Origin of the sequence: Pseudomonas capeferrum (genome assembly GCF_013523055.1) — a bacterium.
In the GTDB taxonomy this organism is placed as follows: Bacteria; Pseudomonadota; Gammaproteobacteria; order Pseudomonadales; family Pseudomonadaceae; genus Aquipseudomonas; species Aquipseudomonas capeferrum_A.
The window spans coordinates 246367-257947 of record NZ_JAAMQM010000006.1 but is presented as its reverse complement, the minus strand read 5'-3'; the positions used below and the strand labels follow the sequence as shown (position 1 = coordinate 257947).

Genomic DNA, 11581 nt, shown 5'->3' with positions numbered 1-11581 from the left:
TCGAGCATTACAACGAGCAGCATCCGCATAGCGCCTTGAAATATCGGTCGCCGCGAGAGTTTAGGCGCTTGGCAGCAGCATCAATTTAACGGGGAGTTGGTGTCCGGTTCGGTAGGGGCAAGTCCAGTTACTGTTCTTAGCATTCCCGTAAAAATAGAAAAGCCCGCCATGTGAGGCGGGCTATCAAGTGTCTCCGAGGGGAGGCCATGGCCAACAAAGTCTCAGAGCAATCCTTCACAGGTTACTCATTTCTCGCGGCCTGTGCCATCGAGAATTGGCAATGACATAGGTAAACCCTGCTAGCTGCGCATCACCTTGTTCCAGTCAATCTCGTAGCCGGCGTCTTGAAGCTCACGGCTCAAGGCTTGTTTCCAACCGTCGTCGTTCATCGATGTCCACACTACGCCAGCAAAGTCGCTAGGAATCTCAACCTCGCCGCGCTTCAGAGCACACACTCGGTCGCGCCCCAGGTAGCCGAGGAAATAGCCAAGCTCCAACAGGACGTTTTGCCTAGCACGAGGCTCCAATTGTCCCCCCTTCACACAACCTTGGTCGTCAGGCGTCATCAGCACCACAGCAAATCCTACGTCTCGGTTACCCTCGATCTTCTCGATTACGGTGCGACCACGGTTGGCCTGTTCATGGAGAATGATCGGCTCAAGACCAAGCTTTTCAAGGAATCGAGCCACCGACTCACGTGCGCCCTCGTCGTGGCCGTGAACAACAAATATTCGATTTGAATGGGCTGTTTGACCCTCAGGTGAAGGCTCAGCCTCAACCTCCGCCGAAGCTGGTAGATCGGCCAAATCTTCTTTTAAGCTCCTCTGCGCTTGCTCAAGCAAAGCAATGGAGTTCAGAACCCTGCGTTGAATTGGAGTGTGGTAGTCAATAATCTGACCGGTAGTGAAGAACATCGGATGGTACGTGAGGTCTGTGGCGGCAACGTAGGAACGGTACGCACTGGTGTCCTCCCCAAAGCATCTGATCAGACTGTCCTTGATGGCCACCTCCATGGCCTCTAGCTCGGGTGTATTCCCACTTCGGACCGTATCGAGATCAAAAGCGCGAAGCTCTGCAATTCGTTCAGACAGCCGAGCAAGGCCACGGTCAATCTCTTGGGATGTCAGCCTCACCTTCGGCTGTGGAGGTACAACAGAGGGGGGTTTTCGTGCCATGGTCTACGCATTCCTTGGTAGCGGTAGGCCATTATTGCTGATCTGAAATGTCTGTTCACCTTTTAGGCCCACGGCCACCTCTTCCTCAAGCGAAACTGACTTATTTATTTTTGCGAGGTGCAAACCCACGTTGGTGGGGTATTCGCCTCTGAAGGTAACCGCGTATTTACCCACAAAGCCGCCCTGTGGGTTCCATCTCCTGGCCATTGCGCGCGGCAGCATCGAGAAACCTTCCTTGTCTCCCGGATCGGCCCTGCAAGAACTTTCGGGCCTCGACTTCCAGGTCTATTTTCATAGACCACTTGCTGGTCTTCACTTTTCGGCGGCCCTTCATTTCATATCCTCGACGTCTAACTGTGGCTCAGCTTGAGCCATCGTCTCACGTCTCGCAGCCCTTGAGCACACACGACAGAACAGCTGAGCCTGTGTCACAGGCGCGAACAATGATCAGCAACAAAGCGTTCGCTTGTCCGACAGCCTCACTCTGCGAGCTACTCGCTGATCTCATCCCGCACGCGATCGATGATTGAGTCCAATGTTGCAGCGTCATCCATCAAAAGGTAGCACTGCATTAAAATTGACATTGGATGAACGCCCATGGCGGAGGCAAGCGCATGCACCATTTCTAGGGATGGTCCCTTGCCTCCACTTTCCAGCTGGCTCAGATAGGTTTGGCTGCTCTGGCCACCGAAGTCCTCCTGGCTGAGATGACGAGATTTCCTCATCAGTCTCAATGCTTTGCCAAATGCCTGTTTCAGCTGCATTTTTTCATCCCTACAAAAGGAATGATGAAGCCGTCTTGATCGCCAGACATCCATTAACTATTGTTAATATTTTGGGGGTTTTTCCATGTTCAAGACGTACAGCCATGCTGAGCTCAGCCCAGCAGCGGTCTTCGGAGAGCTTGGCACCAGTCGATGGCAATTCATTGAGCTGGAGCTGTACCACCCTTGGTTCTACGTGGAGCTGGTGCGTGACTATGGGGACGACATTGTGGGTAGCATGCTGATGATACCGACGGTCCCGATTTTCCAGCAGATGCTCTCGGAGCTGGATGAGCGGTCATGGTTGTCTCAGGCGCATCTCATGTCCCCTGGACACCTTAGAGGAGGGGGGGGCTGGGCAATGGAACAGCTACTTGAGGTAAGTATTGCCGGAGACGGTTCAGGTACGATTGAGGGATACATCTACAAGGTGAAAGGAGGGGCGTGTTATAGCATCGAGCACGCGCCGCTGTGCGATAATCTCAAGGTCAAAGAAATCATTTTCTCGGCCGCGCGGGATCTGCGCTCTAGTGGCTGACCAAGCAGCCGCAAATACTTAGACTTCTTAAGATTCTTGGACGGCAAAACGACCACTCCATCGTCGTCCACGTTCGTCTTAATACATGGTAAGGCTATGGTTTGGTTTGAGAATGTATTTTAGCTAATTCATCCTCCAACGCAGTAATTTGCTTGGCCATATCTAACACGACTCGCTGGACGTGTAAAAGTTGCGAATGTGCTTCATCACGTTGTTGCGTGATGATCTCGATTCTTTTTTTCAGATCAATGCGCTTGTTTTTTAATTTTGATCTTACACTTCTGAGAGAGGGAACCTGAGATTTGTGGATCTCCACGTATGCTTGTATTTCACGGACCAAGGATGGGAAGCGGCTTTTGCGCAGAGCACTGGGATCACACGAGGCTTCTTTGGCTACATTGTTTTGCGAGACTCTAGAGTTAGCGGGCAATACTACCGTAGCACCATTTTTGAGTCTCTCAAAAGCATCTCGAAAACGCTGCTCTGCAGAAGCAGTAGCGATGGTGTCATTCAAGGACATTCAATATTCCCTCCAGCCCTGCAGCTTCTAAGATCATGGCCTTGTAGCGTGGACTGTTTGGATCTAGCGCTTCAATTTCGATACGGATTCTTTGCAACTGAGTTTCAATGCTCTTTCTTTTCTCCCTGTCGAACAGAGCCTTCGTACAAGGAGCTTGGCCATCACCTCCCGCGCAGCGTGAGATAGACTCAATACCGCCGTACTCGCAGGGCTCCCTACTCAAACAAAATCCTACTCTCGTTTCGCGCACATTTATTGTGCCATTTTTTGCAGCCTGGTTAAGGGCTTTGACATCTTTTTCACTGATGAGATCAGTGAGTATTACCTCCTTTTTGCTTTTGCCGAAAGGTGAAGCAAATCTATCTGAAGTTGCAATCTCAAGATTTCTAGCTATCGACTCATACATGGTGCTTATCACGATTTTTGCTACTTCTTCGTTCAGCAATAGCTTGCTGTAACCAGCACCGTAATACAGAGGCATGAATCGAGAAGAATGCTTCAATAACTGCTGCATGCTACTGTCAGATATGATCCCGCTGCAGAACATATTGACGGCCCCGGTTCTTCTAAGCTGATGCCACGCAAGCTTCCAAGTAGAACCCAATGTAAAACTTGAGTTGTCAGTAATCGTTGGGGTTAGCATCCGAGCTATTCTAAGGTCTTCACTAGTTATTCTGAGTTCTTCAATATTGAACAGTTTGTCATAGGTGTCAACAACTATAGAGTAGGAAAGCATTTTCTTTCTAGGGCTATGCCGATTGCATAGCTTTCCGCCCCATGGAGGAGCATAAGAAGATCGTAGATAGGATGTTTCATCAACACCGTCGTTACTTTTGAGATAGGCGGGGTATAGTTTTCGCATCTTGGCAATAGACTGGGCTGCTGTTACAGCTATCTCTACTGCAGGGCTAGTAGGCCATCGGGCGTCTGAGTCATTAACGGTCTTTGACGTTGGTCCACAGATGATAGGTATACGGCCGAGCTTATCGTCATGCTCCCAGATCAAGCAGTCCTCCTTCAGAGAGCCGACTTCTTCACATCGTTGAAGTGTGAAGTTAGCAATGTAGGCGAGGCACGCATACTCAACCAAATTCATATAGGTGTCTAAACATGTAATGGAAAGTCCGCGCGCCGGGACTGAGACCCATTCTTCTATTAAGCTCTTTATTCCGTATTCTTCGGCAATGCCTGCAAATTGCCCATAAAATTTACAACCATTCCTGGCTTGCTCACCCCTGTTCCTCGCAGCGTTAAACGGCTGGTAGATAGGTACTAGTGGAAATTCTCCAAAGCATTCGATGTTTCGGTTGTAAACCTCGCAGCAGAAGTTAAAGCACAGCTCTATGTTTTCTTTGTTCTGATTAAAGTCTTCAATACAGGCCTTTAATCGATTTATCTGGTAGAGCCATATTCTTGGAGGTATGTACGGAGTCTGGTTAACTTCTTTCGGCTGTGTTAAGAATGAAAGCTTAGCAATTGACTCGGCATCTACTATGAAGAAGCCAACTGATTGACGCGCTTCAAAAATTCTGTGCAGTTCCAGTATTAAAGTTCTGAACAGTGATTTTGAGACAAGAGATGGGATTTGTTCAATTAAGTCAGGTCGACTGTTCAGTTCGCTGACCAATATGCCATTGCTACTGCAAAAAAATACAACTTTTCTTAATAGTATGAATGCCGTTCGAATGGACGACACTCCTAGTCCTTGTGTAGATCCCCAGATTTTCCAGGTCATGATTAGACGCAGCAAATCTGCATTTTGTGCATCCATAAGTGATGGATGCTGTCTGTTTTTCCGTTTATATCTATATTCTTCCTGGAAATTGAGGATGAAGGGTACGCCTGCCCACAGGGTAAGATCCCACTTGCTATGACCCCATTCGGAGATTGGATTTCCATCCTGATCCTCGCTGACTGCCCATTCACGTGGTGGCGGCCAACTGGGTGGGCGATATGACGCGCGGGTAGAATCCATCCAAGTCTTCGTTGAACCTAATCTGAGCGAATCGAGTATCATGGTCATAGCTCACCCTCTATAGCGTGGATGGCAGTAATCCAAGACGGGTGATAGTTCCCTTCCTCAATTTTTATTAGCGCTTCGTGGAGCCAGGCCTCGTGTTTAATACTGGATTTTTTAAACCAGTTAAGCTTTTCGGAAAGACGATCTACAACCTTTTGCGCAGGTGTAGGTTGAGTTTGAATCCCAGGTCTCAGCGATTTTGATATCTCAATGATTTTGAGGTGCCGAAAACTAACCAACGCCCAAACGTGGTCTTCGCTATCTACATCACGGTGTTGTTCGCATCCTATGCAACCGGAAGATCGCCGGCAATCTGGCTCTAAATCATAGTCGATATTTTCCGATTTTTTAGGGTGTCCGTTGCATCTTCCGGGTGCGACTGAGGCTAGGCTATGAGTAGTCGGGTCGCAAGTGTTCCAGTATCGAAAAATTTCCACCATTGCCCTTTGTAAGCTTGGGACTTCATATATCGTTAGTAGTGTTTGTTTGGAGTGCTGAGCCATTTCAGCAGTCAAGTCAGGATCTCCGGTTTTTCGCAGCAACCAATTAACTTTGTTATTTCTAAGCACGCTGGGTGGCAAAAAACACTTTCCGGATTTTAAGAGCTGGGGTCGGAGCCGAGATTGAAAATGCCACGACTCACTAGTTTCATCCTCTCGAACGAACGGGAACAGTTTTGGGTGTTCTGGGAATAATACTCGTCTCCAGGCAAGATAACGTTCAAAGTGAGGCTTGTAGGCGGAAAAAATTTCAAAAATTACCTCACCCTTTCGTCGCTCCTTTCGATCCCTTACTTGGTAGCCATCGCTGTAACTGTCATATCGGAATTTGCAGATTGGTAACTTACTTGCTTGTGACCAATTCATAGACGTCTGAGCTACAAATATCAATAGTTCGGCTTCAATGCGTCTATTAATAATCGGGGCCCTGTCTTTATAAGCGGCGTTTTCTTGCCAGTCCTTGAAGGTAGCAGTGTCATCTAAGGCAAGATTCCTACGGTGCAGTTTATCCTTTATTCCGTTATGAATTACGCCTTGACATTCAAAAAATCTCAAAGACGTAGAGCCTTCTTCATCATCGAGGAAAACTTCAATAGGTGACGGACCCTCCATCACCACGTCCAGAGTAAGCATGTCGCTTATCTTAAGTAAAATTTTACCGAAATCGAAGATCTGTTGAAGACTTTGTTTTTCAGCTTGGAGATTAGCATGGCTTTTATCTTTTGAAGGATGGCGAAGCCGTGTCTCTGATATTAGTGGAGTTACTCTTTTCAGGACATCACTCAGAATTATCGAAACGTTTGCACTTCTGCCATACGCGGAGGAAATACTGATTTTTTTATAAACTTCAGCCTCTCTCCATAAATGGTCGCTCCACGCAAAATATGTTTCCTGGATGCTACTTTTATCAAGAGAGAAGCCTTCTTTTTCAGCCCAGGTAAACATGTCTCTTATAAATCGAATTGCCCCTTTTGCAGAAGTTTTGCTCCCGCCTATGGTGAGCTTGTCAATCAATACCTGATGAATTTCAGTGACCAATGTCAAGCGGTCCAGTTCTATATGGGGTAGCGAACCTTCACTTTTGTTCCGCGCGAAAAGCCGTACCTCCGTCGCAGCGCCACCTTTATATAATAAGCAGGACAGGTCCCACGGAGTTTCCCGTCGTGCAAAATCTACATCAGGAAATCCAAAGGAGTAGGGTGTGATTGGATCAAGCTCTATATTTGTTCCAATCTCGGCCTTGCAGTCCGCTGAATGCTTCATAAAACTCCTGCGCAGCTTTTTGTTTACCTGCGGATGATTCCAAGAATTTTACATATTTAAGGGTGGTCGACTCGTGTTTGTGTAACATCGCTGATTTCACAAATTCAATTGCTGCTCCAGTAGTAGTTACTTCTAGAGATATTTTCATCAGCCACGTCCCGTAAGTTGCGCGAGATTGATGAAATTTAAATGACATCATAAATTTTAAACCTGCTTTTACGGCTTCTCGTCTGAGATTGGTCATTAAGACCCCAATAGCCGTTTTGCTATATGGCTTTCCTCTGGATGTAATAAACAGGAGCGCGCTATTTTCTTTGGATGACTTACTTTCTCTCTTTAGTCTACTTGGAGAGTAAGCGTATTTTTTTAGTCGTCTAAGTAATATGCCCGGAATTAGGATGTCACCCTTAACATCGAATTTGGTTTTGACCTTCGTGCCTGGCCCGACACTCAGTAAATACAGATCAGAAATATACTGGTCCTCTCGCGCTAGCTCGAGAGTATTTATGCGCAGGCTAGTTATTGTGCTTAATCTAGCACCCGTAAAAAAACCTATGGTGAGCATAAGATGTAGTTCTTCTGAAGCTTGGCTTCGAGTGTGCTCAATGAGTTCCATCATATGCAATTCACTGAGCGGTGTTAACCCATCTTCTAATCGGTTTCCAGGAGGTGATTTGTTAGGAATGGAGAGATCTGTAGACTGTCCAGTGATACTGCGCTTAAATCCAGTAAGGTCTGTGTAATATGCTTTGAATTCATGCTCGGTCCACATGGCATATTTAGTATCTATTAAGCCATGGTCTTTAGCGAACCGATAAAATTGAATTATGGCTGCCATCCTTGCACTTGCAGTACTTCCGGCGATAGTGCCATCTTTCATGCGCGCAACGAGCTCGCCTCGATACTTGTACACCGACCTGTTTGAGATTCGAGCTGGAAAATAGCGCCAGTCTAAGCCTGAACTTTCTAGGTAAGAAGCATAGGCGTGGAGGTGTTTAAGGAGAGCGTTTACCGTTTCAACATCTCGATGCTGACTTTGGATTTTGTCTAACGCCCACAGATTCACCTCGGACCAGCTCGCACCTGTATCCCAGAAAATTTGCGGTAGGCGTTTGATGTCAGGTAGGCGTAGATGCGGGGCAAAGGTGGAGGGACCACTGGAAGTGGTGGAGGAGACAGGAGAAAGGTGAACGTACTCCAGAAAAGCCATGTGAGCCTCCTCTAAAGAGCTGCCCGAGATGAGCTCGAGCTAGCACTTTACAGATCGACAACCAACCATCGTGTCCATAGGTTGGCACATGATGGTTGGTTGTCAATGAGCGCTCACTATACGTTGAAGCGGAAGTGCATCACATCACCGTCCTTGACGATGTACTCCTTGCCTTCCAACCGCCACTTGCCCACTTCCTTGGCACCGGCTTCACCCTTGAACTGGATGAAGTCGTCATAGGCCACCACTTCGGCGCGGATGAAGCCTTTTTCGAAGTCGGTGTGGATCACGCCGGCAGCCTGTGGCGCGGTGGCGCCGATGCGCACGGTCCAGGCGCGGACTTCCTGAACGCCGGCGGTGAAGTAGGTCTGCAGGTTGAGCAGGGAGTAACCGGCGCGGATCACGCGGTTCAGGCCAGGCTCTTCCAGGCCGAGCGCCTCCAGGAACATGTCCTTCTCTTCACCGTCGTCCAGCTCGGCGATCTCGGCTTCGATCTTGTTGCACACCGGTACCACGATCGCGCCTTCCTCTTCGGCGATGGTCTTGACCACGTCGAGGTGCGGGTTGTCTTCGAAGCCGTCTTCGGCAACGTTGGCGATGTACATGACCGGCTTGCTGGTCAGCAGATGGAAGCCGCGAATCACCACCTTCTCATCGGAGTTCATGTCTTTCATCAGGCTGCGTGCGGGCTTGCCTTCGGTGAAATGAGGGATGAGCTTCTCGAGAATGGCCTTCTGTGCAAGAGCGTCCTTGTCGCCGCCCTTGGCATTGCGCGTGACTTTCTGCAGCTGCTTCTCGCAGCTGTCGAGGTCGGCGAAGATCAGCTCGAGGTCGATGATCTCGATGTCGCGCTTGGGGTCGACGCTGTTGGAGACGTGGATCACGTTCTCGTCTTCGAAGCAGCGCACCACATGGGCAATGGCGTCGGTCTCGCGGATGTTGGCGAGGAACTTGTTACCCAGGCCTTCACCTTTCGATGCGCCGGCCACCAGGCCCGCGATATCGACGAATTCCATGGTGGTGGGCAGGACGCGATTAGGCTTGACGATGGCCGCCAAGGCGTCCAGGCGCGCGTCGGGCATGGGCACGATGCCGCTGTTCGGTTCGATGGTGCAGAAGGGGAAGTTCTCCGCCGCAATACCGGACTTGGTCAGGGCGTTGAACAGGGTGGACTTGCCGACGTTTGGCAGGCCGACGATGCCGCAATTGAAACCCATGGTAATTCCCCTCTAGGTGATATCAGGCCTTTTGGCTGTGCAGTTCGCGCATCGCCTTGGCGAAGTCGCCGGCAAGTACGTCTGGCAGCACGCCAAGGGCAAAATCGATACTGGCGTCGAGCTTCTCCTGCTCGGCGCGCGGCGCGCGGCCCAGGACGAAGTTGGAGACCAGCTTGGCATCCCCCGGGTGGCCGATGCCGAGCCTCAGGCGATGGAAATCATTCTGGTTGCCGAGCTGGGCGATGATGTCGCGCAGGCCGTTGTGCCCACCATGGCCGCCACCGCGTTTGAGCTTGGCAACACCGGGAGGCAGGTCGAGTTCGTCGTGCGCCACCAGGATGGCCGCAGGCGGGATCCGGAAGAAATTGGCCAACGCCGCCACTGACTGGCCGCTGCGGTTCATGTAGGTGGTGGGAATCAACAGGCGAACATCGTTGCCCTGATGGCTGAATTTAGCCGTCAGGCCGAAATACTTGCGGTCAGCGGTCAGTGAGACACGCTGGGCGCTGGCAATGCGTTCAACGAAAAGAGCCCCTGCGTTATGCCGGGTCTGTTCGTATTCGGGGCCGGGATTTCCCAGGCCGACGATCAACTGGATGGCGGTCACGTCAGGGGCTCTTCCTTGGAGTTGGTGGGCTACGGTGCGCGGCACTGTAACCCGATCAACACCGGCGCGCGAGTAGATTACTCGGCAGCGCCTTCTTCTGCTTCTGGAGCAACGCGTGGAGCGTGAACGTTGGCAACAGCCTTGTCGTCGCCGTGGGCCAGGGCCACGAACTCGACGCCTTTAGGAGCTTTCAGGTCCGACAGGTGGATGATGGTGCCGACTTCGGCGTTGGCCAGGTCAACTTCGATGAACTCCGGCAGGTCCTTGGCTTCGCAGGACACTTCGATCTCGGCTTCGACGTGGGAGATCTCGCCGCCTTTCTTGACAGGAGCTTCTTCGTTGATGAAGTGAACCGGAACCTTGGCGGTCAGCTTCTGGCCAGCGACGACACGGATGAAATCGGCGTGCATGATGTAGCCTTTGGCCGGGTGACGCTGCAGAGCCTTGACGATGACGTTTTGCTTGGTGCCGTCGACGTTCAGTTCCAGAACGTGGCTGAAGGCGGCCTCGTTATCGAACAGCCTGGCGATTTCCTTGGCCAGGATGGTCAGGGACTCGGCTTCCTTGTTACCACCGTAGACAACGGCAGGTACGTTCAGGGCGTGACGCAGGCGGCGGCTCGCACCTTTCCCCAGGTCGGTACGCACTTGGGCGTTCAGAGTGAAATTAGTCATTTTGTTTCTCCAAAATAGCCATCACCCGCAGACGTTTGCGACCAGCGTCATACGGGGTGGGCAAAAAAGCCCCGCCCCGACGAGAGGTCGGGGCGGGGCGCGTTTCGTCAACGAATGGCCGCTTAGCGGAACATCGCGCTGATCGATTCTTCGTTGCTGATGCGGCGGACCGCTTCAGCCACAACCGGTGCGATATCCAACTGGCGGATACGATCACAGGCTTGCGCGGCAGCGGACAGCGGGATGGTGTTGGTCACCACCAGCTCGTCCAGCACGGATTTCTCGATGTTCTCGATCGCCCGACCCGACAGGACAGGGTGCGTGCAGTAGGCATAGACCTTGGCAGCGCCGTGTTCCTTCAGGGCCTTGGCCGCATGGCACAGGGTGCCGGCGGTGTCGACCATGTCGTCTACCAGGATGCAGGTGCGTCCTTCGACGTCGCCGATGATATGCATCACTTCGGAGTGATTGGCCTTTTCACGGCGTTTGTCGATGATACCCAGATCGACACCCAGGGACTTGGCTACCGCACGTGCACGCACGACGCCGCCGATGTCGGGGGAAACGATCATCAGGTTCTCGAAACGCTGGTCTTCGATGTCGTCGACCAGTACGGGCGAGCCGTAGATGTTGTCGACGGGAATATCGAAGAAACCCTGGATCTGGTCAGCGTGCAGGTCGACAGTGAGAACACGATCGATACCCACGACAGTGAGCATGTCAGCGACGACTTTGGCGCTGATGGCTACACGTGCCGAACGCGGACGGCGGTCCTGGCGGGCGTATCCGAAGTAGGGAATCACAGCGGTGATTCGGGAGGCTGAGGAGCGGCGGAAGGCGTCGGCCATCACTACCAGTTCCATCAGGTTATCGTTGGTTGGCGCGCAAGTCGGCTGAATGATGAAGACGTCCTTACCACGGACATTTTCATTGATCTCAGTGCTGATTTCGCCGTCGGAGAATTTGCCGACAGAAACATCACCCAGTGGGATATGCAGCTGACGTACGACACGCCGAGCCAGATCGGGGTTGGCGTTCCCCGTAAAGACCATCATCTTGGACACGCGCAGTACCTGAAGGCTGAGGGTATACC

The 11581-nt window shown here is 51.2% G+C and carries 11 protein-coding genes; 1 reads left to right on the top strand and 10 read right to left on the bottom strand.

Annotated elements, in window-relative coordinates:
* Positions 1 to 299: 299 nt before the first annotated feature.
* Positions 300 to 1175, bottom strand: a complete 876-nt coding sequence (locus tag G7009_RS09430; RefSeq protein WP_181129725.1) for a TIR domain-containing protein — start codon at positions 1173 to 1175, stop codon at positions 300 to 302.
* 491 nt (positions 1176 to 1666) lie between these two features.
* On the bottom strand, positions 1667 to 1939 hold the full coding sequence (locus tag G7009_RS09425; protein ID WP_181129724.1) for a helix-turn-helix domain-containing protein: 273 nt from the start codon (positions 1937 to 1939) through the stop codon (positions 1667 to 1669).
* 85 nt (positions 1940 to 2024) lie between these two features.
* On the opposite strand from G7009_RS09425, the gene G7009_RS09420 reads away from it, so the two are divergent.
* Positions 2025 to 2477 (top strand): hypothetical protein, encoded by a 453-nt coding sequence (locus tag G7009_RS09420; protein ID WP_181129723.1) that lies wholly within the window; start codon positions 2025 to 2027, stop codon positions 2475 to 2477.
* Positions 2478 to 2571: 94 nt separating this feature from the next.
* Here G7009_RS09420 and G7009_RS09415 read toward each other — a convergent pair whose 3' ends face one another.
* The 8 genes from G7009_RS09415 to G7009_RS09380 form a co-directional block, all read right to left on the bottom strand.
* Positions 2572 to 2997 carry a hypothetical protein gene (locus G7009_RS09415; protein WP_181129722.1) on the bottom strand — a complete coding sequence of 142 codons (426 nt, stop codon included), beginning with the start codon at positions 2995 to 2997 and terminating at the stop codon, positions 2572 to 2574.
* On the bottom strand, positions 2984 to 5020 hold the full coding sequence (locus G7009_RS09410; RefSeq protein WP_181129721.1) for a hypothetical protein: 2037 nt from the start codon (positions 5018 to 5020) through the stop codon (positions 2984 to 2986). The genes G7009_RS09415 and G7009_RS09410 overlap by 14 nt, the downstream gene beginning before the upstream one ends.
* Entirely contained in the window at positions 5017 to 6780 is a 1764-nt protein-coding gene (locus tag G7009_RS09405; protein ID WP_181129720.1) for a hypothetical protein, read from the bottom strand. The genes G7009_RS09410 and G7009_RS09405 overlap by 4 nt, the downstream gene beginning before the upstream one ends.
* Entirely contained in the window at positions 6728 to 7990 is a 1263-nt protein-coding gene (locus G7009_RS09400; RefSeq protein ID WP_181129719.1) for a tyrosine-type recombinase/integrase, read from the bottom strand. The genes G7009_RS09405 and G7009_RS09400 overlap by 53 nt, the downstream gene beginning before the upstream one ends.
* A gap of 116 nt (positions 7991 to 8106) precedes the next feature.
* On the bottom strand, positions 8107 to 9207 hold the full coding sequence (gene ychF / locus G7009_RS09395) for a redox-regulated ATPase YchF (protein ID WP_181129718.1): 1101 nt from the start codon (positions 9205 to 9207) through the stop codon (positions 8107 to 8109).
* 22 nt (positions 9208 to 9229) lie between these two features.
* A complete protein-coding gene (gene pth / locus G7009_RS09390) occupies positions 9230 to 9814 on the bottom strand; it encodes an aminoacyl-tRNA hydrolase (RefSeq protein ID WP_181129717.1) in 585 nt (194 codons plus the stop codon).
* A 77-nt stretch (positions 9815 to 9891) separates the two neighbouring features.
* The gene (locus G7009_RS09385) at positions 9892 to 10488 is read right to left on the bottom strand and encodes a 50S ribosomal protein L25/general stress protein Ctc (protein WP_181129716.1); all 597 of its coding nucleotides are present in this window, start codon (positions 10486 to 10488) and stop codon (positions 9892 to 9894) included.
* 122 nt (positions 10489 to 10610) lie between these two features.
* Entirely contained in the window at positions 10611 to 11552 is a 942-nt protein-coding gene (locus G7009_RS09380; protein ID WP_099773531.1) for a ribose-phosphate pyrophosphokinase, read from the bottom strand.
* Positions 11553 to 11581: the final 29 nt, after the last annotated feature.

Bases quoted from the DNA above. Each gene is read 5' to 3' on its own strand.
- G7009_RS09430 (WP_181129725.1), bottom strand. From the start codon at position 1,175: ATGGCACGAAAACCCCCCTCTGTTGTACCTCCACAGCCGAAGGTGAGG.
- G7009_RS09425 (WP_181129724.1), bottom strand. From the start codon at position 1,939: ATGCAGCTGAAACAGGCATTTGGCAAAGCATTGAGACTGATGAGGAAA.
- G7009_RS09420 (WP_181129723.1), top strand. From the start codon at position 2,025: ATGTTCAAGACGTACAGCCATGCTGAGCTCAGCCCAGCAGCGGTCTTC.
- G7009_RS09415 (WP_181129722.1), bottom strand. From the start codon at position 2,997: ATGTCCTTGAATGACACCATCGCTACTGCTTCTGCAGAGCAGCGTTTT.
- G7009_RS09410 (WP_181129721.1), bottom strand. From the start codon at position 5,020: ATGACCATGATACTCGATTCGCTCAGATTAGGTTCAACGAAGACTTGG.
- G7009_RS09405 (WP_181129720.1), bottom strand. From the start codon at position 6,780: ATGAAGCATTCAGCGGACTGCAAGGCCGAGATTGGAACAAATATAGAG.
- G7009_RS09400 (WP_181129719.1), bottom strand. From the start codon at position 7,990: ATGGCTTTTCTGGAGTACGTTCACCTTTCTCCTGTCTCCTCCACCACT.
- ychF (WP_181129718.1), bottom strand. From the start codon at position 9,207: ATGGGTTTCAATTGCGGCATCGTCGGCCTGCCAAACGTCGGCAAGTCC.
- G7009_RS09385 (WP_181129716.1), bottom strand. From the start codon at position 10,488: ATGACTAATTTCACTCTGAACGCCCAAGTGCGTACCGACCTGGGGAAA.